Annotated in this window: 22 protein-coding genes; 14 read left to right on the top strand and 8 right to left on the bottom strand. The window is 73.3% G+C overall.

Annotated elements, in window-relative coordinates; genetic code table 11:
* Positions 1-2 precede the first annotated feature (2 nt).
* The 6 genes from QBL21_RS01020 to QBL21_RS00995 all read right to left on the bottom strand — a co-directional run bounded on the left by QBL21_RS01020 (position 3) and on the right by QBL21_RS00995 (position 5605).
* Complete coding sequence (locus tag QBL21_RS01020) at positions 3-1241, bottom strand: hypothetical protein (protein ID WP_407560043.1); 1239 nt, start codon at positions 1239-1241, stop codon at positions 3-5.
* Positions 1242-1294: 53 nt separating this feature from the next.
* Positions 1295-2626 (bottom strand): hypothetical protein, encoded by a 1332-nt coding sequence (locus tag QBL21_RS01015; protein WP_407560042.1) that lies wholly within the window; start codon positions 2624-2626, stop codon positions 1295-1297.
* Positions 2623-3303 carry a hypothetical protein gene (locus QBL21_RS01010; RefSeq protein ID WP_407560041.1) on the bottom strand — a complete coding sequence of 227 codons (681 nt, stop codon included), beginning with the start codon at positions 3301-3303 and terminating at the stop codon, positions 2623-2625. Before QBL21_RS01010 ends, QBL21_RS01015 begins: the two co-directional genes overlap by 4 nt.
* Before the next feature lie 116 nt (positions 3304-3419).
* Entirely contained in the window at positions 3420-4139 is a 720-nt protein-coding gene (locus tag QBL21_RS01005; RefSeq protein ID WP_407560040.1) for an SDR family oxidoreductase, read from the bottom strand.
* Between the two features lie 10 nt (positions 4140-4149).
* Entirely contained in the window at positions 4150-4977 is an 828-nt protein-coding gene (locus QBL21_RS01000; protein ID WP_407560039.1) for a helix-turn-helix transcriptional regulator, read from the bottom strand.
* Between the two features lie 190 nt (positions 4978-5167).
* Positions 5168-5605, bottom strand: coding sequence for a hypothetical protein (locus QBL21_RS00995; protein ID WP_407560038.1), 438 nt, complete (start codon positions 5603-5605; stop codon positions 5168-5170).
* Positions 5606-5679: 74 nt separating this feature from the next.
* On the opposite strand from QBL21_RS00995, the gene QBL21_RS00990 reads away from it, so the two are divergent.
* The 5 genes from QBL21_RS00990 (at position 5680) to QBL21_RS00970 (ending at position 11075) form a co-directional block, all read left to right on the top strand.
* A complete protein-coding gene (locus tag QBL21_RS00990) occupies positions 5680-6306 on the top strand; it encodes a DUF6879 family protein (protein ID WP_407560037.1) in 627 nt (208 codons plus the stop codon).
* Between the two features lie 15 nt (positions 6307-6321).
* Positions 6322-7179, top strand: a complete 858-nt coding sequence (locus tag QBL21_RS00985) for a helix-turn-helix domain-containing protein (protein WP_407560036.1) — start codon at positions 6322-6324, stop codon at positions 7177-7179.
* A 162-nt stretch (positions 7180-7341) separates the two neighbouring features.
* The gene (locus QBL21_RS00980) at positions 7342-9870 is read left to right on the top strand and encodes a discoidin domain-containing protein (RefSeq protein WP_407560035.1); all 2529 of its coding nucleotides are present in this window, start codon (positions 7342-7344) and stop codon (positions 9868-9870) included.
* An 88-nt stretch (positions 9871-9958) separates the two neighbouring features.
* A complete protein-coding gene (locus QBL21_RS00975) occupies positions 9959-10576 on the top strand; it encodes a hypothetical protein (RefSeq protein ID WP_407560034.1) in 618 nt (205 codons plus the stop codon).
* Between the two features lie 55 nt (positions 10577-10631).
* A complete protein-coding gene (locus QBL21_RS00970; protein WP_407560033.1) occupies positions 10632-11075 on the top strand; it encodes a GNAT family N-acetyltransferase in 444 nt (147 codons plus the stop codon).
* Here the strand turns inward: QBL21_RS00970 and QBL21_RS00965 are convergent.
* A complete protein-coding gene (locus QBL21_RS00965; RefSeq protein ID WP_407560032.1) occupies positions 11072-11902 on the bottom strand; it encodes a hypothetical protein in 831 nt (276 codons plus the stop codon). The genes QBL21_RS00970 and QBL21_RS00965 overlap by 4 nt on opposite strands.
* 164 nt (positions 11903-12066) lie before the next feature.
* Here QBL21_RS00965 and QBL21_RS00960 point away from each other — a divergent pair, with 164 nt between their 5' ends.
* From QBL21_RS00960 to QBL21_RS00935, 6 genes are all read left to right on the top strand, one after another.
* A complete protein-coding gene (locus QBL21_RS00960; protein ID WP_407560031.1) occupies positions 12067-13167 on the top strand; it encodes a hypothetical protein in 1101 nt (366 codons plus the stop codon).
* Between the two features lie 359 nt (positions 13168-13526).
* Positions 13527-15122, top strand: coding sequence for an ABC transporter substrate-binding protein (locus QBL21_RS00955; RefSeq protein WP_407560030.1), 1596 nt, complete (start codon positions 13527-13529; stop codon positions 15120-15122).
* Positions 15119-16063 (top strand): ABC transporter permease, encoded by a 945-nt coding sequence (locus QBL21_RS00950; protein ID WP_407560029.1) that lies wholly within the window; start codon positions 15119-15121, stop codon positions 16061-16063. Before QBL21_RS00955 ends, QBL21_RS00950 begins: the two co-directional genes overlap by 4 nt.
* 1 nt (position 16064) lies before the next feature.
* Positions 16065-16955 (top strand): ABC transporter permease, encoded by an 891-nt coding sequence (locus tag QBL21_RS00945; RefSeq protein WP_407560028.1) that lies wholly within the window; start codon positions 16065-16067, stop codon positions 16953-16955.
* Positions 16956-17035: 80 nt separating this feature from the next.
* Positions 17036-17860 (top strand): creatininase family protein, encoded by an 825-nt coding sequence (locus QBL21_RS00940; RefSeq protein WP_407560027.1) that lies wholly within the window; start codon positions 17036-17038, stop codon positions 17858-17860.
* A complete protein-coding gene (locus QBL21_RS00935; RefSeq protein WP_407560026.1) occupies positions 17857-19650 on the top strand; it encodes an ABC transporter ATP-binding protein in 1794 nt (597 codons plus the stop codon). The genes QBL21_RS00940 and QBL21_RS00935 overlap by 4 nt, the downstream gene beginning before the upstream one ends.
* Before the next feature lie 29 nt (positions 19651-19679).
* On the opposite strand, the gene QBL21_RS00930 is transcribed toward QBL21_RS00935, so the two are convergent.
* On the bottom strand, positions 19680-20357 hold the full coding sequence (locus QBL21_RS00930) for a GntR family transcriptional regulator (RefSeq protein WP_407560025.1): 678 nt from the start codon (positions 20355-20357) through the stop codon (positions 19680-19682).
* Positions 20358-20418: 61 nt separating this feature from the next.
* On the opposite strand from QBL21_RS00930, the gene QBL21_RS00925 reads away from it, so the two are divergent.
* The 3 genes from QBL21_RS00925 to QBL21_RS00915 all read left to right on the top strand — a co-directional run bounded on the left by QBL21_RS00925 (position 20419) and on the right by QBL21_RS00915 (position 23512).
* On the top strand, positions 20419-21177 hold the full coding sequence (locus QBL21_RS00925; protein WP_407560024.1) for an HpcH/HpaI aldolase family protein: 759 nt from the start codon (positions 20419-20421) through the stop codon (positions 21175-21177).
* 51 nt (positions 21178-21228) lie between these two features.
* Entirely contained in the window at positions 21229-22023 is a 795-nt protein-coding gene (locus tag QBL21_RS00920; RefSeq protein ID WP_407560023.1) for a carbon-nitrogen hydrolase family protein, read from the top strand.
* 289 nt (positions 22024-22312) lie between these two features.
* Positions 22313-23512, top strand: coding sequence for an acyl-CoA dehydrogenase family protein (locus QBL21_RS00915; RefSeq protein ID WP_407560022.1), 1200 nt, complete (start codon positions 22313-22315; stop codon positions 23510-23512).
* The last annotated feature ends 121 nt before the right edge of the window (positions 23513-23633 follow it).

Raw genomic sequence — 23633 nt, 5'->3', positions numbered from 1 at the left:
GCTCAGGGGTCGCCGCGGTCGAGGAGTTCGGTGGCTCTGGGGCGGTGGGGCGGGGGGAGGTGGGTGAGCCAGTGCGCGCGGTGGCGGCGGGCGTGGTCGAGGTGGTGGCCGCCGGGGGCACCTGTGCCCGCCGTCTTCAGCTTTTCGAGGAAGGCCAGCGCGGCGTCGGCGGCGGGGGCGGCCAGTGGCCGCCCGAACTCCTGGACCCCGTCCGGCGGCAGCCCGGTCCCCTTGAGGGTCTTCGTGACGTGCAGGGCGAAGGCGCACCGACGCCGGACGGCGGCCACGTCGCCGTCGCCGTACGGTACGTAGACGATGCCCGCGCCGCTGGCCAGCCGCCCGGCGGCGGCCCGGTTGGCGCGGGCGACGGCGCCGCGCAGGGCGTCCGGGCTGTCGACGTACCCGCAGAGGCCGTCGCCGAAGGTGCCGTAGAGGGTGCCGTGGCCGCGTACGCCGTGGGCGAGATCGCGGAGATGGTCGACCAGCTCACGTTCGCGACGGCACCGCAGGCGGTAGGCGGCGGGCAGCACCTCCTTGGCGTCGCGACCCTGGTGCCACTGCTCCGCGAGACCGGTCACCTCCTGGGCGTTGCCCGCGGTGAGCCGGTGCCCGCCGGCGTCGGGCCGTACGGTGCCCCACTCGATGTCGTGCACGTCGGTCATCACCAGCCACCGCCCAGCGGCACCCGGGCGCGCTGACCAGCCGTCCGCGGACGGCACCCCGGGCATGCGCGGGTCGTCCCCCTCGTCACCGGCCTTCGCGCCGTACGGCCGGACCAGGACCCCGGCGAGCAGCGAGGCGGTCGCCCGCGCGGTGAGCAGCCCGGGGACGGCGGCCAGCGCCTCCGGGGCCCGCGCGGGCAGCCCGCCGTGGTCCCGGCGAAGCCGGGCAGCCATGGACACGACGTAGCAGGCGAGCAGCAACTCCTCGAACGCCGTGTCCCTTGCGCCCGGCACGACGACACGCCCCCAAGCCCACCCGTGCCGCACCCGCCCGCCCGCGGCAAGCCCCGGCGACGGAGGATCGCACCACCCGGGACGTACGAGCACAAGCTCCTTGCCGTAGTACGACGCCACCCACCCGTCCCCGCCCCGCGCCCCGATCCGAGCCAGACTCGCCCTGACCCGCGCGAGCCCGTGCTCGTGATCCCCGGCATGCTCCACCTCCGCGCGCAGCGCGGAGGTCACGACGACGAGAGTGACGACGCCGGGGCGGGCCGTGGCGGCGAGCCGGTGCAGCACGTCGCCGGTGTCGGGGCAGCCGGGCGGGAAGCCGGGGGCGTGGCGGGGCGCGTTCAGCTCCGCCGTCCCTTGCGCTTGACGGCGTCGAAGACGAGGCGGCGCAGGCCGGGGAAGGCGGTGACGAGGACCAGGATGACGACGCCCACGGGCAGCAGCGTCCGCCAGAGGGAGTCGGCCCCGGCGCTCGGCAGCCCGGACCAGATGGCGAGCCCGGTGCCGAGGGGGAGGCCGACGGCGGCGATGAGGCCGAGGATGGCGTTGGTCTTCTCGGATTCGGAGGTCTGGACCTGGCGGGAGAGTTCGCCGAGGTCTTCCCTGAGCGTCTGGACACGGCCGGCGAGACCGGCCTCCTCGTACTGGCGCCGGAGCATCGCGTGGGCATCCCTGTTGTCCCCGAACCCGGCGGCCAGATAGACCCTCTGGAGAACCAGCACCGTACGTTCCAGCCGGGCGACATCCACCCGGCGCGGCTCCGACCGCGCGAGACGGAGGAGTTCCGCCTCGGCGGCGGAGACCGCGATGTCCTGGAGCTTGGCCAGCGCGAAGGCGTCGGCGTAGCCGGTCCGGTGCCGGAAGGACGAACCGGCGTAGTAGGACTCCTGGCGTCCCGGGTCGATCACCTCGGGCCGGGTGGCCACGGTGACCAGGCCGCGCGGGCCGAACAGGACGCGGATGCCGCCGATGACGTGGTACTCGCGGGTCAGGAGGGCGGCAACGGCGGCCTCGTCGGGTACGGACTGGGTCGCCAGGTACATGTGGTACAGCCACCGCCCGTGCACGTCCGCCTCCGCCGGCTGGCCGGGGTCGAGTTGTGGCAGCTCCGCCGCGGACGTCACCAGGGCCAGGTGAACGGCCTTCCGCTCACCCTCGGCGATCCGGACGCCCGCCGGGAGCACGCCGTTCATCCACAGCCTGCGGGCGCCGCCCTTGTGCTGGGGATTCAGCTCCGCCGCGAGCCGCAATGCTTTGGGCAGTTCGACGGGCGGCAGTTGGGCGGAGAGGCGGCCGTGCACGATCGCCACGCCGTTCGCCTGCGTGCCGTGTGCCATGGCCGCGAGAGACGCACGACTCCGCCGGTCCAGCCGGAGCAGTTCCACGGCGTCGACGGTGAGACCGTCCGAGGAGACGGGCGACTCCCCCTCCGCGGGCGCCCGGTGCAGACGCACCGCGGGATCCCAGAGCAGGGGCACCAGCCCGGACTGGGAGTACAGGTCCCGGGTGGCGGCGTCGGACGTCACCTCGTTCTCCTGCCCCTTCCGCCAGGGCAGGAGAACGGGACCGCCCTCGAACCCCGCCGGCGGCCACGTACCCCGGATGTCGACCGCGAAGACGAGCACGACCTCGCGCCGCAGCACGGCCGCCGGATCGTCCGCCGGCCGGCTCACCCGAGGGCCCTCAGGGCCGCCCGCAGCCACCGCTCCCGCTCGTCCGCCGCGACGGCCCGCATCCGCTGCCGGCCGTCCTCGGCCGACCGGTCGAGCAGCACCTCCGACGTGCCCCGGAACGGCTGCCCCCGCGCCACCAGCGTCATCGTCCCGCTCTCGGCCCGGACCCGGTGGAGGGTACGGGCCTGCATGACGTACTCGGTGCCCGCGGGCAGGACCTGGGTGCGTTCGCCCGAGATCCGTAACCCCTCACCCCGCACGCCGACGAGGGTGAAGCCGTCGGCGACGGGCCGGTGCAGCGCGATCCGGCAGCCGGGACCTTCGCCGTTCAGGCTGACGTCCACGGTGGTGTGGTGGAGCGTCCCGGTGAGGACCGTAGAGGCGAAGTTCCAGCGGTGGTTGTGGATGTGGGAGTCCTCGGCGTCACGGAACCAGGCGTGGAGGAACAGCCGCTGCCCGGGGGCGGGGACGAGGGCGACGGGGATCTTGGCGAACCCGTTGGGGTGCATGACGGCGGCGCCCTCCGGCGCCGCGAAGGGGTCCTCGTACACGCCGTTCAGCGCACACTGCAAGGCAGCCCGGATCACGTCCCCCGGCACCGGCTCCACAGCCTCGCCACGCGGCACCTCGTCCGGCTCCCACGCCCACGGCCCGAACCCGATCGTCCCCTGCCCCATCCCGCCCCCACACCCCGCCGCCCACGCCGCGAGCCACCCACCCGCGCGTCACGACATTCTTACCCTCCGTAACGACCCCCCGTAAACCACCCTCCCGGGGACGCCCGCCGCCGCCGTCAGATCAGTAGGCCGCCCGTGGCGCGGATGTTCTGGCCTGTGATCCATGCCGCGTCCGGGCCCGTCAGGTACGCGACCACCGACGCGATGTCCTCCGGGCGGCCCAGGCGTTGGAGTGCGGTGACGGCTGCCGTCTGGGTGAGGGCTTCCGGGGGGTTCGTGGCGTGGAGGAGGTCGGTTTGGGTGGCGCCGGGGGAGACCGTGTTGACGGTGATGGCCCGGGGGCCCAGTTCCCGGGCCGCGACCTGCGTGAACTGTTCCAGTACCGCCTTGCTCGCGCAGTAGAGCGCGTGGCCCGGTGCCGGGACCGCCGTGTTGAGCGTCGAGATGTTGACGATCCGGCCGCCGTCCGGCATCAGGGCCGCCGCCTCGCGCATCGCCAGCGCGCCGAACCTCGCGTTCACCGTCATCACCCGGTCGAACTCCGCCGCCGTCAGCTCCGCCAGCGGCATCCGCGGGTTGACCGCCGCGTTGTTGACCAGGATGTCGAGCCCGCCGCCGACCGGGGCGAACGCCGCGGCGAGGGCGTCGGGTTGTTCCTGGTCCGCGCGGACGGCCTGCGTGCCGGGGACTTCGCGTACGACCTCGGCCGCCGCCGTCTCGTTCTCCTTGTACGTGAAGACCACCCGCGCGCCGTCGCGCGCCAGCCGGGTCACGATCGCCCGGCCGATGCCCCGCGAACCGCCCGTCACCAGCGCCGTCTTACCGTTGAGCAGCATGCGCGGGACGCTATCCGGCGCTCGGCTCCCGGTATTGAAGGTTTGCGCACAGCGCGGTGGGCGTCAGGCCCGTCAGCTCCCGTACGTCCCGGGTGAAGTGCGGCTGGTCGGCGTAGCCGCAGATGGCGGCGATGGCGGCGAGGTCGTACGACGGGTCGGCCAGCCGGCCGACCGCGTGCTGGAGGCGTGCGATACGGGCCACGCGGCCCGGCGGCATGCCGATCTCGCGCGCGAAGCCCAACTCCAGGTAGCGGCGGCTGACGCCCAGGCGGGCCGCCAGCGTGGGGATGGGGATGCGGGGGCCGGGGCGCTGGAGCCCTCGCCAGGCGGCTACGGCCACGGTGTCGCCGCCGCCGCCCGGGCCCCGGCGCGAACCCAGCCGCTTCTCCACCCGCCGCTCCACCCACGCCTCCACCACCCCCAGCCGCGCCTCCGCGTCCGCCTCCCCCGCCAGCCGCTCCGCCAACTCCGCCTCCCGCCCGCGCCCCAGCACGTCCGCCAGCTCCACCGTCGCGCCGACGAACTCCCGCGCCGGTACGCCCAGCAGCGCCGCCGTCCCCGCCGGGGTGAGGCCGACCGTGACGCCCTCGCGCCACCGCTGGGTGGCGTGGATCCCGTAGTCGCCGCGCGCGCCGGTGACGAGGCGGTCGGCGCCGGTGACGTCGACGATCAGCACCGTGGCGTTGACCGGCAGCAGCCGGTGCCGTACCGCGGTCCCGCCGCCCGCGCGGAACGCCGAGCAGCCGACGACGTACGGCGCCAACCGGGGCGGGGGCGTACGCGCCACCGACTCGCACTGCGCGGACTGCTCCCGCGCCGGGATGGAGTGCACGTTCACACCACGATGATTCCGCAGAGACACGCTCACCGGGTCAGATGGAAAAGACCCACCCGCGGGGGGAGCCGTGAGGGTGCTTCCTTGCGGAGCAGGGTTCATACCCAAGGAGAAGGCCGGGCCGCGCAGCGCGAGCTGCTCGTGCGCAATTGCAGCCGTGCGTATCGAAGCGGGGCACGAGCGTCGATGCACCTCAGCGGACGAGTTGGAGGGCCTGCTTCATCAGCTCGCCGTCATCGAGGGTGAGGGTGCCGGTGTGGAGTGCGTCGTGGCCGTACATCTGCTTGGGCAGTGTGATGTGGCGGTCTGGGCGCAGGCTCCAGGTGGTGTGCTTGATGTCGAGGCGGGGGCCGGAGCCGCCGATGCGGGCGGACCAGCCGGTGCAGATGACCCAGGCGGCGCAGGCGTTGTGGTGTCCGGTGCGGGAGCCGTAGAGGCCCTGGGGGTGGTGGTCGGCGGCGACCGTGAGCAGGTCGGGGTGTTCCAGTTCCGGGACTGGGAGGACGCCGACCACCGCGGTGGTGCCGAAGTTGCCGGTGGTGGTGTAGGCGAGGAGGCAGCGGCGGTCGGGCCAGTGGTGGGTGAGCGGGAAGACGGTGACGCGGCCGGTGCCGGTCTGCACGCTGCCCATCGTGCTCCTGTCGATCCGGGCCGGCCCCGGCGGCCCGGTAGCCGCGGGGGCCGGCATGGCGGGGCCTCTCAGCGATGACCGGGCGACGGGTTGCCGCCGCCTGCGTCGCCGTCCTCGATATCGGTGTTGTCGTCCTCGTCGCCCGGGTCGCCCCACGCGGCCGGGTTGATCGTCTCGACCCGGAGCAGTTCGCTCGCCTCTTCGAGAACTTCCGGCACTCCGCGTGGCACCTGGAGATGCGCCGGCGCTACGCGGTGGACGAACAAGGCGACGACTGGAAGCAGTTCGTCGCGGGCCGGACGCCGACGTGGGACCTCGACACCCCGTGGTGCCGCACCATCCGCGCCAAGACCCGGGACGGCGCGTACGTCGGCCGGGTGCGGATCCTCGACGACCCGCCCACCACCGGGCAGCGGTTCCTGCTGGCGTACTCCGAGAAGAACGCCGCGCTCGGCGAAGACGTCCGCAACATGTGGCGGACGGACGCCGAGCGCGTGAACCTGCCGCCCGAAGACTTCTGGATCTTCGACTCGCATATCGTCGCCTTGTGCCTCTTCGACACCGACGACCAGCTCACCGGCGCCGAGCTGATTTCCGAGCCGGCGCGCGTCAACCAGTACAACCGGCTCCGTGACATCGCGCTGCACTACGCCACGCCGTACGAGGAGTTCGCCGCGCGCCTGGCCGGCCAGGAGGCGTAAAGCGGGTGGGCGCCGGTGAGCACGGATTACCAGCAGGCCCGAGAAGCGCTTGGCGCCCGGCTCCGGGAGCTGCGCTACTCGACGCCCGTCGGCCGGCTCACCGGCACCGCCCTGGCCCGCGCACTCGGCTGGCCCAACTCGAAAGTCTCGAAGCTGGAGCTGGGCAAGCAGACCGCCACCCCAGAAGATCTACGCGCCTGGGCAGATGCGTGCGGCCAGCCGGAGACCTACCCGGAGCTGCGCTCCCGGCTCGCTGGGTTCGAATCCCACATCCGGTCCTGGCGCCGCCAACTCGTCGCCGGCCACGCGCCCGTGCAGAACACGCACAACCAGGCCCAGGCCCAGGCCCAGGCCTCCGTCCTCCGCGCGTGGGAGTCGTCGCGGATCGTCGGCGTGCTCCAGACCCCCGACTACGCCCGCGCCGTCCTCACGCGCGCTGTCGAACTGCACCGCTCGCCCCGCGACGTCGAAGAGGCCGTGCGGACGCGAATACGGCGACAGGAACTCCTCTACCAGCCTGGACGCCGGTACCACATCCTGCTGTGGGAAGGCGTGCTGCGCACGCTGGTCTGCCCGCCGGCAGTACTCGCCGCCCAACTGGACCGGCTCACCGGCGTCATCGGCCTGGACACCGTCGAGCTGGGCATCGTGCCCTTCACCGCCACTCTCAAGCAGCCACCCGCCGTGGGCTTCTGGATCTACGACAACCGGCAAGTGATCGTGGAGACCTGGCACGCCGAGCTGTGGCTCGATGACGCCGGCACCGTGGCCATGCACCTCAGAGCGTGGGAAGCCCTACGCGACTCCGCCCTCTACGGCGCCGACGCACACCGCCTCATCGTCCGCGCACGGAACACGCTCACCCCGCCCTGAGGGCAGAAGGCAGGGGCGGCCTCCGCCACGTGGCGGGGGCCGTTGTCAGGTCGGCCGGGCCCCTGCCGGATCTCTGTGTGGCCAGCCCTGCGGCGATCTACTGCCCCCGCCCGCCAGGGGTTACAGTCGGGGGCCGGTCCGTGGCGACGGGAGGCTTTCCTCATGGCGACCCCGACTCCCCTGCCCCGTAGGCGGTTTCTTCTTGCGAGCGGTGCCACCGCCGCCGGGTTCGCGCTCGGCTCGCCGGGGGTCGGTGCTGCCGCGTCCGCCGCGGAGAGTCCCGAGGCGCTGCTCTATCACCGGCTTCTGCTGCGTCACACCCGCTGGGTCGAGACGCAGTGGGACGACGGCGCCGGGCGGTATCCCCTCGCCGACTTCCGGTTCGTCAGCGTCCTCGGCAACGCCGTGCTGCTCACCCACGGCACGTACGACGACGGCCTCGCCGGGGTCGACCGGGACACGCTCGCCGACCACACCGTACGGACCGTCCGGCACTTCGCCGCCACGAACTTCTGGGCCACCGGCGCGACCTGGGGCGGTGGCGGGTACGAGTGGGGTGGGCGGGTGTTCTGGGACGGGACGTTCGAGTCGTACTTCGTGGCCGCCGCGCGGCTGCTCTGGGGCGAACTCGACGCCGCGACCCGCGCGCACGTCGACGCCATCGCCGTGCGCGGCGCGCAGTACGTCGCGGGGCTCGGCGAAGGTGAGGATCCGCGCAGCGGTGGGTGGGCGTCCAACGGGCTTGCCGGCGGGTACCGCGGCGACTCGAAGATCGAGGAGATGGGCGCCAAGTCGATGCCGCTGGCGACCGGGCTCGCGTACCACCCGGGCCATGCCCAGGCCGGTGTCTGGCGCGAGTGGCTGACCCGGTGGCTGTCGAACATGACCGGTCTGCCCTCCGCGGACCGCGACAACGACACCGAAATCGACGGCCGTCCGGTGTTTGAGTGGAACACCGCGCAGAACATGTACGAGGGCCACGTCGTGGAGAACCACGGCACCTACGCGCCCATGTACCAGCAGTCCACCGGCGCGTACCCCGGACGCAACGCCCTCCACTTCCTCATCGCCGGCACCCCGCTGCCCGAAGTGCTCGCCAAGCAGCCCAACGCCGACGGCCTCTGGCGCACGATGACCCACCTCGGCACCGCCGCCGGGCTGTCCTCGCACCCCATGGTCAACGACCGCTACCACCTCTACGGCCGCGACGTACTCCCCCTGACCTGGCGCCGGATGGGCCAGGCGGACCCGTACGTCGCCCGTTCGGAGCGGATGCTCGCCGCGCACCTGGAGCCGTATCTCGCGTACCCGCCCGCGAACAGACTGACGAAGTTCAGCGGCGAGCCGAAGTACGAGCCGGAGGCGCGCGCGGAGGTGGCGATCGCCTATCTGCTGCACGCCTGGCGCGACCGGCTGCACGGCGACGTCGCACCGGTCGGCAAGGCCCGGTACTGGGCGAGCGTGGCGGGGGCGGCGGACTACGGCGCCGAAGTCGGCCTGGTCGCGCACCAGTCGGCGAGCGCGCTGGCGATGGCGGTCAGCAAGGCGGGGCACGTGAAGTTCGCGTTCCTGCCCGAGCACGACGACTGGCTCTTCGACGTCACCGGTACGGCGCCCGCGTTCCTGCCGGGCACCGGACTCGCGGTCACCGGCCGGAAGGTCTCCCGCTACACCCAGGCCCGCGACGGCTTCGACGGCTCCGCCACCGTGCTGAGCTTTGCCCACGGCCGCGCCGGCTACGCGACGCTGCCCACCGGCGCCGTCGTGTACGCCACGTCCGGGCTGGGCGCCGACGAAGGGCGGCTGCGGCTGCACGCGCTGGCCATGCCCGGCGTACGGGGCCTCGACGGCGACCGTACGTTCCACGGCACCGGCGGCGCGGTCACCCTGGCGCCGGGCGGCGGCGACGGCGGCGTGGACGAGGTGCGCTTCCCCGCCGTCGCGGCACGGCACGTACGGATCCTCGGCGTCCGGCCCGCGACGCAGTACGGCTACTCCCTCTGGCACATCGAGGCGTACGCCCCCGGCACCGACCCCGGCACCGACCCCGGCGCCGGCACCGACCTCGCCCGCGGCCGTCCCGTCACCGCCTCCTCCGCCGACCCCGCGTACCCGGCGCGGCACGCCACGGACGGCGACCCCGCCACCCGCTGGGCGGTCGCCAGGGCGGAGCGCCCGCGGGCGGACAGTTGGCTGGCGGTGGACCTGGGTGCGGAGCACCGGGTGGACCGGGTGCGGCTGGGGTGGGAGGCGGCGTACGGCGCGGAGTACCGCGTGCAGGTGTCCGCCGACGGCGCCGCCTGGCACGACGCGGCGGCGGTGCCCGCGACGCACGGCTTCACCGGGAACTGGGTCAACGTCGACGACCGGGCCGGTTTCGTCGTACGCGGCGGAGGCCACCCGATCCGCGTGACTGCCACCTCCGTCACCCTCTCCGCCGGCCCCTCCGCCCCGCTGACCGCCGTGGGCTACCCGGCCCAGCGCGCCTCCCGCACCCGCGCCCTCGCCGCCGCCCCGCCCCCGGCCACCGACACCCCGGGCGTGGCCGCCGCCCTCGCGGACGGCCACCTCGCCGTCTTCAACCTCACGGACACCGCGGTACGGGCCGAAGTCCGCGCCCCCGGCCGCACGGTCCACGCCGACCTGCCCGCCGCCTCTGCGATGATCTTTCCTCCTCTGCCCGAAAGGTGACGCCCGCTACAGCGGCACGTGCGCCGTTAGGCCAGACTCGTCCGGGGCCGAAGCCAGGGGGGCGGCGGCGGGGATGGGGGAGTCCGGGATGCGGAGAAGTGCGGTCGCCGCGGTCGCGGTGTGTCTGGGCGCGGTCGTGATGACGGGGTGCGGCGAGGAGAGCGGTTCGGAAGCCGGTACGGACACGCCGTCCGGCAGCGGCTCCCCGTCGACCTCGGAGGACTACGCCGCAGCCGCGCGGAAGGAGCACGACCGCGCGTGGCCGGACATCGGGAAGAAGTGCCGCGACGTGCCACCGGAGCCCGCGGCCGGGGCGAGCGAGAGCGCGGGCGACGGCGCGGGCGACGGCGCGCAGCCCGAGAACCCCAAGTACGCCGAGAACCACGCCTTCAAGAAGACCACCGACGTCTCCGCCGACCAGCGGTGCCGCGGCGAGGAGCACGCCGCCGCCATCGCCGCCGCGCTCAAGGCCGCCGCGCCCGCCGACCTCAAGGACGAGCGGCGCACCCTGCGCGTACTCGAAGACCTCGGCTACGCCGAGGACGGCCTCAGCGCGCAGCAGGCCGGCCCGGGCACCGTCGGGTGGGACGTGTTCGTGCCGGGGGCCGGCCCGTGCATCAGCGGCAGCACCGACCCGTCCGCGGAGATCGAGGTGCACGGCGTCTACATGGAAGGCGGCTGCACCGAGCCCGTCGGCGGCCACTGACCACCCACCCGTATCGCAGTTGACGCGCGGCCCGTCCGCGGGGTTGGCTGCCGGGGTGTCCGATCTACGTTTCACGCAGCCGGTCGGCGACGCCGCGCTCTGGGACTGGCACTACGTCCACAACGTGACCATCCCCACGCACCAGTTGTCCCTGGACGACGTACGGGACCGCGCGCGCCGCCACCACCTGGAGGTCGCCCACCTCGGCGACGTCCTCGTCGGCTCCAGCACCGTGCGCCCGCCGGAGGACGACACGCGCACCGCCACCGTCATCGCCCGCGTCCTCGCCGACCACCGCCGCAAGGGCATCGGGGACGAGCTGTACGCGCGCGGGCTTTTCAAGGCGTGGGAGCTGGGCGCGGAGCAGATCGAGACGGTGGTGCTGTCGTCCAACGAGAGCGGGCTGCGGTTCGCGCGCAAGCAAGGTTTCGTGGAAGTCGAGCGCTACGTGCTGCCGGGCGAGACCGTCCCCTGGATCGACATGAAGCTGGCGCCCTAGTCCGGCGGACGAACCGGGCAGTCCACAGTGCTGTCAACCGGGCCGTGCACGGGGCCGGCCGCGGCACTGTCCACAGGGCTGTCCACGGCGCTCTCCACGAGCCGGTCCACCGGGCCGTCCGCCATCCGCCGCGACCGGCCCACCGCCCCGACCGCCACCGCGCACCCCAGCACCGACAGCGTCCACACCCCCGTGCCGAGAGTCACGATCCCCGCGCTCACGCCCATCGTGTCGTTGCCGGGCTCCAGCTCCTCCGCCGGGGCGACGCCCCAGGAGCCCCAGGCGGCCGACGGGTCGTATCGCACGTCGACCCGGTCGCCCACCTCCCAGTCCCGGTTCTCGGCGGTCATCCCGCCGGGTGCGGCGGGGTCCTCGCACGCCGTCTCGTAGTCGTAGGCGGTGACCTGGCGGGCCCGGGAGTCGGGCGTGTCGGCGGTCGAGAGGATCCACTCCTGCCGCTCCTCGACGCCGCGCACGGTGCAGGTGGTCCCGGTGCCCTGCCAGCGCAGCATCCAGTCCTCGGCGCCCATGTAGGCGAAGAGGTACGCGAACATCAGCCCGCCGAGCGCCGTCGCGAGGGCGCCGTCGTGGCCGTCGTCGCCGTCGAGCAGGAACCACAGGCCGAAGAGGGTGCAGGCGAGGAGGACGAGGGTGAGGAGGAACGGGACGATGAGCAGCAGGCGGACGGCGTTGCCGGTGTGGTGGTAGAGCCAGACGGTGACGCACGCGTGGGCGAGGCACACGAGGGGCAGGAGCAGCAGCCCGACGAGGCCCACCGTCCGGCGCGCCCGCCACCCCCGCCTGCCGGTCCGCTGCGGCTCGTCCACCGCGACCGCCTCCCTCCCACCGCACGACGTGGCATGTCCGCACCACTGAACGTACCCACGCACGCCCGGTAGGGGTCCCGGGCCGCCCGCCCGCCGTCTCCGCCCGCCCGCCGTCTCCGCCGCCCGCCGTCCCGTTGTCAGTGGCGGCGGGCAGACTCGGCCGCATGCGCACCGTGTACAGCGGCGAACTACACGTGAGTTACATGCAGTTCTACGTGGACAGCCGACGCGAGTTCGAGGACGAGCCGTGGGACCCGCGCGCCGGGCAGCGCAACGGGCTGTGCGGGGCCGCCGTGCCCGGGCATCTGTTCCTCACCACCGGGCTGCACACCGGCAGGGTCGGGCTGACCGTCGAGGTGCACGAGGAGGCGCCGCCCGTCGCGGAGTGCTGGGAGGAGGTCGTGGAGGTCTCCTTCCGGCCCGCCTCGCCGAGGACGTCGGTGGTCCCGTGGGGCGACGGGGAGCTGTGCGCCGCGGAGCTGGCGGAGACCGACCACCGGGTGCGGTACTGCGCGCGCGGCATGGACGTCGAGTGGGACGCCGAGTCGGCCGTCCTCGACGGCGGCCCGCCCGTGGACCACTACCTGCTCCAGTTCTGGCCCGCCCCGCCCGCCCCGGAGCGGATCGTCCGCCAGACCTCCCGGAAGGCGGCGTACTGGCACGACCACGCCCGCAGCCTCCCCCCGCCGCCCACCGCCGAGGAGCTGGCCGAGGCCGCGCGCCGCGAGCGGGAGGCGCGGGAGCGCGAGCGCGCGGAGGCCCGCGAGCGGGCCGAGCGGCAGCGGTGGGGCGGGCGGATACCGAGCGAGCGGGTGCTCGCCGCCGGGGGCAACGTGACGATGGTCCGGCTGGACCGCGACCTGATCGACGAGGTCGATGCCGCGGGCCCGCGGGCGCAGCGGGACCTCGCCCGCTGGGCCGCGCGCCGGGCGCTGACGGCGGCCGGGCTGGACCGCATCGGGTGGATAGCCGCCGGTCTCGACGCCGTGGACCGCGGGGAGGACCCGCCCGAGCCGTGCGACGACATGGGGCGGGCCTTCGGACGGCTCTTCGCCGACCCCGAGGTCCCGGAGACCCTCGTGGACTCCCCGGACGGCCGCTTCGACAACGTCCTCCAGCAGGCCATGGCGCTGCCCGCGCTCTTCGGCGCCGCGGAGCCCGACCCGCTCCGGGCCGCCCTGGACGCGCTCTCGCACGCCGCCGCGACCTGGGGCAGCGCGTACCCGGAGCTGTTCGCGGAGGCCCGCACCCGGCTGTCGCTGTGACGCCCGTACGGCGCCCCTGAGCCGCCCGCCGCCACCGCCCTCCCGGGGGCCCGTACCCGCGTACCCGTACCCCCGTACCTCCTTACCGGCAGGTGGCCACCGCGGACCGGTTCCCCGGTCGCGTCCGTCCCCTGAGACACACCTGTCCCACCCCCGGCCCCGCCTCTGCTCCCGCGTACACCCGCCCTGACCCGCCGCCCCGCGCGCGCCCGCGTGGTCGCACCGCGCTGACCACGGCTTCTCATCCGCAATCAGGCCCTGCACACCCGTTGACCCTCATGTGGACCCCGTGTATACCTGCCACATGCACGGTGGATCCACCGCCGGTACGGCTCGTCCCCTGGCCCCGATGTGTGGAGATGTCAATGGCACCAATCAGCAGGCGGCACCTGCTCGCGGCAGGCGGCGGCGCGCTGGGCAGTGCGGCGCTGGCCGCGTGCGGCAGCCCGGTCAACCTGCCGTCGTCCATGGAGGAAGTGACGCCCCGGCCCGGCCGCCCCAGCCGGGGCGGGGTGCTGCACTTCGGGCTCTCCACGGATCCGGCCAACCTCGACCCGCACGTCACCACCGGCGCCGCGTCGGACCTGCTGCGGCAGCTCACGTACAACGCCCTGCTCCAGTACGACGGCGACGGCGAGATCGTCGGTGACCTCGCCGCCGAGTTCGGCTGGGCCGACGACAGGACGTACGAGGTCAAGCTGCGCCCCGGGGTCCGCTTCCACGACGGCTCGCGGCTGACCGCCAAGGACGTCGCGTTCTCCTTCCGCCGCATGATGGACGAGAAGACCGCGGCGACCACCGGCCCGCTCCTCGACCTGGTCGAGGAGGTCGAGGCCGCCGACGCCACCACGGTCCTCTTCCACCTCAAGCAGGCGGACTCCACGATCCCGTTCGCCCTCGCCAACCCCACCGCGAACGTCGTCTCGCAGCGCTGGATCGAGTCCGGCGCCGATCCCAAGACGCAGGTCATGGGCACGGGCCCGTTCCGGTTCGTCGAGCGCATCCCCGGGGTGAGCACCACCTTCGAGCGCTTCGACGAGTACTTCGAGCCCGAGCTGCCGTATCTCAACGCCCTGGTCTTCCAGCCGATGAGCGACGACTACGCGCGCGTGACGGCCCTGCGCACCGCGACCGTCGACATGATCGACTACGTCCCCGCCACCCACGTCGACGTCATCAGCGAGAACCCGCGGCTGCGCTTCGCCTCGGACCGCAGCTTCGGCTTCGGCTTCGTCGGCTTCGTCACCAGCAAGCCGCCGTTCGACGACGTCCGCGTCCGCAAGGCCGTCGCGCTGGCGATCAACCGCCCCTCCGTGCTGGAGACCGCGCTCCTCGGCCACGGCCGGCCCATCGACGGGGCGCTGATGCCGCCGGCCTTCGCCCGCTACTCGCAGAGCCTCGACGGCACCCTCCCCTACGACCCCGAGCAGGCCCGCTTCCTGCTCAAGAAGGCCGGCCAGGAGGGGCTGACGCTGCCGGTGGTCACCACCAGCACGTACTCGGTCATCGCCCGCCCCGCCCAGGCCATGCTGCCCGGCATCCGGGAGGCCGGGGTGGACGTGCGGCTCACCCAGCAGGAGTGGCTGACGTTCCGGGCCAGCGTGGAGGCGAGGTCGTACCCCGTGCACTCCTGGGGTACGGCGCCGAAGTTCGGCGACCCCGCCTCGCTCAGCGACTTCGTCGGCAGCACGGGCACGTTCACCGCGAACACCGACTTCAAGGACGAGCGCATCGACCGACTGCTCGCCGAGGGCCGCCGCACCCGCGACCGCGCGCTGCGCGACGAGATCTACCGGGACGTCGAGCGGCGGGCCCTGGAGCTGGTGCCGATGACCTGGACCGTACGCCGTCAGCAGGGCGAGGCGCACTACGACTACGTCAAGGGCTACGAGCATCCGCCCAAGGGCTCGTGGACCGGAGTGACGCTGCGCCGCATATGGATGGACAAGAAATGAGACGGTTCCTCCTCACCCGATTCGCGCAGGCGGCGCTCCAGCTCTTCGCCGTCGGCAGCATCGTGTTCCTCCTCGTCCGCCTCATCCCCGGCGACCCGGCGCGCGCCGCGCTCGGCGAGGGCGCCACCGAGGAGCAGGTCGCGCAGACCCGCGAGACGATGCATCTGAACGACTCGTTCGTCAGCCAGTACTTCGGCTTCTGGGGCCGGCTCTTCCAGGGTGATCTCGGCACCTCGCTGATGAGCAGCCGGCCGGTGATGCAGGACCTGCCGAACCGGCTGGGCAACTCCCTGGAGCTGGTGCTGCTCTCGCTGGTCATCGCGGTCACGCTGGGCGTGCTGCTCGGCCGGGTCGCGGCCACCCGCGCGGACAAGCCCGCCGACCACGCGCTCGTCGCCGGTTCGATCTTCGGGATCTCGCTGCCGGTGTTCGTCATCGGCACGCTGCTGCTGATGGTCTTCGCGTTCCTCGTGCCGGTCCTGCCGCCGCAGCGCTTCACCACCCCCTGGCAGGACCCGGTGACCCATCTCCAGATCCTCGTCCTGCCGGTGGTCACGCTCACCGCCGCCTCGTGCGCGGTCATCACGCGCATGACGCGCGCGGCGATGCTGGAGACGCTCTCCGCGGACTACGTACGCACCGCCCGCTCCAAGGGTCTCGCCGAGCAGCGGGTGATCAAGGACCACGCGCTGCGCACCGCGCTGCTGCCGGTGGCGTCGGCGACGACCGTCGAGCTGACCACGCTGATCGGCAGCACTGTCCTGGTGGAGACGATCTTCGGCTGGCCCGGGGTGAGTTCGCTGCTGATGAGCGCGGTCGGGCAGCGCGACTACCCCGTCATCCAGGCCGTCGTCCTCGCCGTCGCGGCCGTCGTCATCCTCGTCAACCTCGTCGGCGACCTGGTCGTACGAGCCCTCGACCCGCGGGCGGAGGAAGCCTGACATGCCGACCGTCGAACTCACCGCTCGGGAAGAGTCACCCGCCGCCACCGCGCCCCGGCGCGGCGCCCGTCACCTGCTGCGCGGGCTGGCGAGCAACCGGCGTACGTCCGTCGCCGGCGGCTTCCTGCTGCTGGTCTGCGCCGCCGCGCTGTTCGCCCCGCTGATCGCGCCGCACGACTACCGCGACATCGCCGGCACCCCGCTCACCCAGGGCGGCGTGCTGGGCATCGACGACTACGGGCGCGATGTCCTCTCGCGGCTGCTCATCGGGCTGCGTACGTCCCTGGCCGTCGCGCTCTCCGCGGTGCTCATCGCCGGCGCCATCGGCACGACGCTCGGCCTGGTCGCCGGCTACGGCGGGCGCTGGGTGTCCAGCGTCATCATGCGCGGCATCGACATCCTGCTCAGCTTCCCGCCCATCGTGCTGGCGATCGCCGTGGTGGCCGCGATGGGTCCCGAGCTGGTCAACGTCGTGATGGTCATCGGGGTGCTGTACATCCCGCGGTTCACCAGGATCGTCTACAGCCAGGTGCTCGCGATCCGCAGCGTGGAGTACGTCGAGGCCGCCGAGATCATGGGCACCGGGCGCGGCAGAATCCTGACGCGCACGATCCTGCCGAACGTCGCCGCGCCGGTGATCGTGCAGCTCAGCCTGTCGGTGAGCTTCGCGATCCAGATGGAGGCGGGCCTGAGCTTCCTCGGCCTCGGCGCCCAGCCGCCGCTGCCTTCGCTCGGCACGATGGTCGGCGCGGGCCGCGACTTCCTGGAGGTCCAGCCCAGCCTGCTCGTCTACCCGTCGGTGCTGATCATCCTCATCGTGCTGGCGCTGAACGTCTTCGGCGACGGCCTGCGCGACCTCCTCGACCCGCGCCGCAGCGGCACCGACTCATGACGCCTCCCCCGCGCACCACGGCACCGGCTCGTCACCGCACCACGGCACCAACAGCACAGCAGCGAAAGGAACCGCATCCCATGGCCGTCTCCCTGCCCGACACCCACCGTCTCGGCGAGCTGTCCTGGACGCAGGTCAAGCACCTGGCGGAGCAGGACCCGGTCGTCCTGCTGCCCATCGGCGCCATCGAGCAGCACGGGCCGCACCTGCCGGTCCACGAGGACTCGATCGTCGCCGAGTGGGTCGCCGACCGGCTGGCCCGCGAGCACGGCCACTGGGTCGCGCCCGCCCTCAACTACGGCCACTCCGGCGTCTTCCGCGGCTTCGCCGGGAACCTCTCGCTCAGCCAGGAGACGCTGCGCAACGTCACGTACGAGATCGTCGAGGCGCTGGTGGCCTCCGGCTTCCGGCGCATCGTCATCGTCGACAACAACGGCGGCAACGTCGGCCCCGTGACCGGCGCCGCCCTCGACGCCCGGCGCGACTTCGGCGTGCTCATCGGCCACCTCTACCCCTGGCAGCTCGGCTACGCCCTGATGCGCGACGTGTACGAGGACCCGGCCACCGCCTACGGGCACGGCGCCGAGCCGGAGCACTCGGCGATGCTGGCGATGTTCCCCGAGCAGGTGCAGAGCGAGCTGGCCGAGCCCGGCGGGCTCTCCTCCCCCGCCGGCTGGACGCCGACCAGCTACACCGAGGCCGCCATCCCCGGCCAGCCCGTACCCGGCACGGTGCTCTGGGACTTCTCCGAGATCAGCGCCACCGGCTGCACCGGCGACGTGAGCCTGGGCAGCGCCGAGACCGGCAAGGTGTGGATCGAGCGGGTCCTCGGCTTCTGCGCCGCGTACCTGGCGGAGTACGACCGCAACACCCGTACGCCCGAAACCGCGGCGGGCCCGAAGTGACCGGCGCGAAGAAGGAGGCGGCGGAAGGGGGCACGGCGCCCGGGCCCGTGCTGAGCGTCGAGCGGCTGTCGGTGGACTTCCGCGTCGCCGGCGAGTGGACCCCGGCCGTACGGGACGTCAGCTTCACCGTCGGCCGCGGCGAAGTCGTCGCGCTGGTCGGCGAGTCCGGCTCCGGCAAGTCGGTCAGCTCGATGTCCGTGCTCGGCCTGGTCGCCGGCAGCGCCCGGCACCGCGGCAGCATCCGCTTCCACGACACCGAGCTGCTCGGCCTCGGCCACGAGGCGCTGCGCACCGTCCGCGGCAAGCGGATCGCGATGATCTTCCAGGAGCCGATGACGGCGCTCAACCCCGTCTACACCGTCGGCCGGCAGATCGCCGAGGCCATCCGCTGCCACGAGAAGGTCACGGCGGCCGACGCCCGGACCCGGGCCGTCGAGCTGCTGACGAAGGTCGGCATCCCCGATCCCGAACGCCGCGTCGACAGCTATCCGCACCAGCTCTCCGGCGGTCAGCGGCAGCGCGCGATGATCGCCATGGCGATCTCCGGCTCCCCCGAGGTGATCATCGCCGACGAGCCGACGACCGCGCTCGACGTCACCGTGCAGGCCGAGATCCTGGAACTGCTGCGCGGCCTGCGGCGCGACCTCGGCTCCGCGGTGCTGATCATCACCCACGACATGGGTGTGGTCGCCGACATCGCGGACCGCGTGGTGGTGATGAAGGAGGGCGAGGTCGTCGAGGAGGCGCCCGCGGGGCAGTTGTTCGCCGCGCCCCGGCACGAGTACACGCGCCGGCTGCTGGCCGCCGTGCCCAAGCCGCCTCCCCCGCCGGCTACGCCCTCTCCCCCGCCGGCTACGCCCTCACTGGCGGGGGTGCCCCCACCGGCGGGGGTGCCCCCACTGGCGGGGGTGCCCCCACTCCCGGGTGAGGCGGAGCCGGCCGCGGCGACCAGGCCGGAGGCAGCGAAGGACACGACGCTGCGGGTACGGGACCTGGAGGTCGAGTACCCCGGGCGGCTGGGCCGCAAGGGGTTCAAGGCCGTGCACGGCGTGAGCCTGACGATCGGCAAGGGCGAAGTCCTCGGCCTGGTCGGCGAGTCCGGCTCCGGCAAGTCGACCATCGGCCGGGCCGTCGTCGGGCTGGCCCGCGCGACCGCCGGGTCCGTCGAGGTCTGCGGCACCGACGTCACCGGCCTGTCCGGACGCCGGCTGCGCGCGTTCCGGCCGACGTACTCGATGGTCTTCCAGGACCCCGGCGCCTCGCTCAACCCCCGCTGGTCGATCGGCGACTCGATCGCCGCGCCGCTGCTGGTCAACCGGCGCGCCGACCGCGCCGCCGCGCACGCCCGGGTGGCCGAGCTGCTGGAGCAGGTCGAGCTGCCGGCGGCGTGGGCGAGCCGGTTCCCGCACGAGCTGTCCGGCGGCCAGCGCCAGCGCGTCGGGATCGCCCGCGCGCTGGCGCTGGAGCCGGAGCTGCTGATCGCCGACGAGCCGACGTCCGCGCTGGACGTGTCCGTGCAGGCCACCGTGCTGCGGCTGTTCCGCGAGCTTCAGGACCGGCTCGGCTTCGCGTGCCTGTTCATCAGCCACGACCTGGGCGTGGTCGAACTCCTCGCGCACGAGGTCGCGGTGCTCCAGAACGGCCGGCTGGTGGAGCACGGCCCGGCGCGCGAGGTGCTGACCCACCCGCGGACGGAGTACACCAGGCGGCTCGTCGCCGCCGCGCCGGTGCCGGACCCGGCCCAGCAGGCGGAGCGCCGCCGGCTGTGGCGCGAGATGGCGGCGGCGTGAGGACGGTGCACGCGCCCGGCCGCCGTCCGTCACCGCAGGTGGGCGACCACCGTGTCGTCGGGGTTCAGGTGCGTGCGGATCGTACGGGCCGCGGTCTCGAACTCGTGCCCGGCGAGGGCGTCGAGCAGCGCGGTGTGCTCGCGCATGATGAGCGGCAGCCGGCCGGGGCGGATCGTTATCGCCGAGACGCCGATGCGCTGGTGGCGCGGCTGGAGGCTGCGGAACAGGTCGGTCAGCACGGTGTTGCCGGTGGCCCGGACGAAGCCGAAGTGGAACTGGAAGTCGAGCTTTCCGTGTTCGGCGATGGCCTCCCGGTCGCCGGTGCGGCAGCGCGCCAGCAGCTCCGCGTCCCCCATCTGGTCGAGCAGTTCGGCCTGCCGGGCGGGGATCTCCAGCCGCTTGTCGCACAGGGTGCGGAAGCCGTGTATCTCCAGGACCTGGCGCATCTCGTACGTCTCGATCATCTCGGCCACGGTGACGCGGCGGACCTGCGCGCCGCGCCGCGGCAGCAGGTCGAGGTACCCCTCGGCGGCCAGCCGGTGCAGCGCCTCGCGCACGGGTGTCCGGGACACCCCGGCGGCCTCGGAGAGGACCTTCTCCTCCAGGAACGAGCCCTCCGGGTACCGCCCGAGCAGGACGGCCTCCCTGACCCACTTGTACGCCCGCGCCCGCGCCGTCACCGCACCGCCGCTCTCGTCGACTGACACGCTCCCCGCCCTCTGTCGCTGCATGTGTATACGCAGTGTATACCTACTATCGAGGAGGCTCATGCCCCCGCGCACGACCGACCGCCGGCGCGCCTACGCCGCCTGGCTGTCCGACCCGGGATTCGCCACCGCCGAGATCGTCGCGGCCACCGGGTACGGCGCCGTGGTGCTCGACATCGAGCACGGCGCCTTCGACCTCGCCGACCTGGAACGCTTCATCCCGTTCCTGCGCCGGCTCGAACTCGACGTGCTGGCCAAGGTGCTCGGCCCGGAACGCGGCCCGATCCAGCAGGCGCTGGACTTCGGCGCCACCGCCGTCGTCGTCCCGCACGTGGAGAGCGCGGCGCACGCCGCCGAGGTCTGCTCGTACGGCAAGTTCCCGCCGCTGGGCGACCGCAGCTTCGCGGGCGGCCGGACCGCGGGCTACGGCGGGTTCGACGACGACTGGATCGCGCGGCAGGACCGCGAGACCCGGGTCTACCCGATGATCGAGGACGCCGGGGCCATCGAGGAGATCGAGAAGATCCTCGACCTGCCGGTGGTCGACGGGGTGTTCGTCGGCCCCAGCGACCTGTCGATGCGCCGCGCGCGCGGCGCGTACACGCGCGGCGAGGCGGACTTCGCGGACCTCGCCGCGGTCGCGGACGCCGCCCGGGCGGCCGGCAAGCCGTGGGTGCTGCCGGCCTGGTCCGCGGCCGAGAAGGCGTTCGCGCTGGCCCACGGCGCCGACCAACTGGTCCTGACCATGCAGCACGGCGCGCTGCTGGCCGGCTTCGGCGCCGCGGTCGCCGAGACCGACGCACTGGCCGGCCGCATCTGATCCAGAGCCCCGGCCGGCACCCGTTCCACGACACGAAAGGCACCACCACTCATGCTCGCCACCGTCGCCCAGTTCGCCGCCACCACCGACAAGGCCGCCAACCTCGGCACCGCCGCCGGCCTCGTCGCCACCGCCGCCGCGCGCGGCTCCGACCTCGTCGTCCTCCCCGAGAACGCCATGTACGCCAACCCCGACCCGCAGGCCGAGACCGCCGCCGCGGCCGAGGCGGTCGACGGGCCGTTCGCCACCGCGATCGCCGCGCTGGCCAAGGAGCACGGCATCGCCGTCGTCGCCGGGATGACGGAGGCCGCGCCCGGCGGCGCCGGCAAGCCCAGCAACACCGTGCTCGCCGTGGACCGTACCGGCGAGCAGTTCGGCGTCTACCGCAAGGTGCACCTCTACGACGCCTTCGGCTACCGCGAGTCCGACCGCATCCAGCCGCAGCCCGCCAAGGCGCTGACCTTCACCCTCGACGGCCTCACCGTCGGTGTGATGACCTGCTACGACCTCCGCTTCCCGGAGATGGCGCGGTTCCTGGTCGACGCCGGGGCCGAGGCCATCGCCGTGCCCGCCGCCTGGGTCGCCGGGCCGGCCAAGGAGGACCACTGGACCACCCTGCTGCGGGCCCGCGCGATCGAGAACACCGTCTACGTCCTCGGCTGCGGCCAGACGGGACCCACTTGGTGCGGGCAGAGCGCGATCGTCGACCCCATGGGCCAGCTCGCCGCCTCCGCCGGCGAGATGCCGGGGGTGGCGTCCGCGGTCCTCGACACCGCGCGGGTGGCGGAGGTGCGGGCGAAGAACCCGAGCCTGGCCAACCGCCGCTTCTCCGTCGCCTTCGGCTGACGCACCGCCATATCCGCCCGGCCGGTCGCTGCCGGCCGGGCGAGGGCCGTTCCGGGGGCGTTCGGCCGCGGCGGGGCGGCGAGCAAAAGGCCCGTAACAGGCATACGAGGCGGGCGCGGAGCGCGACGACGTGCGTACAGGGAGGTGAACGACCCGGAAGCGAGCGTTTCGGGGTGCTGCGGCGAAGGCGATAAATCATCACCGTGGGTGGAGGCCCGATCCGGCCTCTGTCACCACAGGCCCACGCCGACCTGCTCACCCCACCTGCACCCCAGAAGGCGAGACTCAGATGGACGGTTACTTCCTCACGGAGCGTCATATACGTCTCAGGGAGGAGGTCCGCGCCTACGCGGAGCGCGAGGTCCGCCCCCGTGTCGCAGGGATGGAGGAGTCGCGGAGCGTGCAGTACGAGCTGTCCCGCGACATCGCCCGGCAGGGCTGGCTCGGCGTCACCGTCGAGGCCGAGTACGGCGGGATGGAGATGGGGCACCTCGCCAAAACGATCGTGATCGAGGAGCTTTCGCGCGTGAGCGCCGCGATGGGCGCGATGGTGCAGGCGTCGCAGCTCGGCGTGGCGAAGATCGTGCACTTCGGCAGCGCGGTGCAGAAGAAGACGTGGCTGCCGCTGATCTGCGCCGGCGTCTGCATGCCGACGATCGCCGTCACGGAACCCACGTCCGGCAGCCATGTGCTGGGGATGTCGGCGAACGCGGAGCGCGTCGGCGACGAGTACGTGGTCAACGGCCGCAAGGTGTTCGTCGGCAACAGCCACGTCGGCGATCTCCACGGCGTCGTCGTACGCACCGGGGCCGGCTCCAAGGGCCTGTCGGCGCTGCTCGTGGAGGCCGACCGCCCCGGCTGCATGCTGGGCCCGCACCGGCCCTCCATGGGCCTGCACGGCTTCAGCTTCGGCGAGGTGATCTTCGACAACTGCCGGGTGCCGGCGTCGAACCTGCTGGGGCAGGAGGGCGACGGGCTCTCGGTCGCGTACTCCTCCAGCATCCTGTACGGCAGGCCGAACCTCACCGCCGTCGCCCTCGGCATCCATCAGGCGCTCGTGGAGGAGACCACCGCCTTCGCCGCGCGGCAGATCCGCTACGGCAGGCCGCTGGCGGAGCTGGGCACCGTCAAGCAGCGGCTGGGAGAGATGCAGTCGCGGCTGATGACGGCCAGGCTGGCCGCGTACCACGCGACGTACCTGCTGGACCGCGGGCTGCCGTGCGACGCCGAACTCCAGAACGCCAAGCTGGTCAACGTCGAGTCCGCGCTGGACTCGACGCGTACGGCGATGGAGGTGCACGGCGCCTGCGGGCTCTACCCGGAGATGGCCGTGGAGCGGTATCTGCGCGACGCGTACCACGTGTTACCGCCGGCCGGGACCTCCGACGTCCAGCGGCTGCGGCTGGCGGAGGTCGCGCTCGGCGCGGACCACGAGCCGTGGTCGGCGCGCCTCGCGCCGCACGCGATGGCGTCCCGCCAGGTGGTGTGAGGCAACAGGTCTCCGGGATGCACCGCTAGGCAGTCCTGCCGCCGCCACCGGAGATCGCCACGGGCCCGTACCGGAACGGGACGGCCCGTGCGCCCGCAGGGTGCGGAGCCGCGGGCGCAGG

This window comes from Streptomyces sp. 184 (assembly GCF_045781775.1).
Taxonomy (GTDB): domain Bacteria; phylum Actinomycetota; class Actinomycetes; order Streptomycetales; family Streptomycetaceae; genus Streptomyces.
The sequence above is the reverse complement of the archived record's forward strand: the minus strand, read 5'-3'. Positions and strand labels throughout refer to the sequence as shown.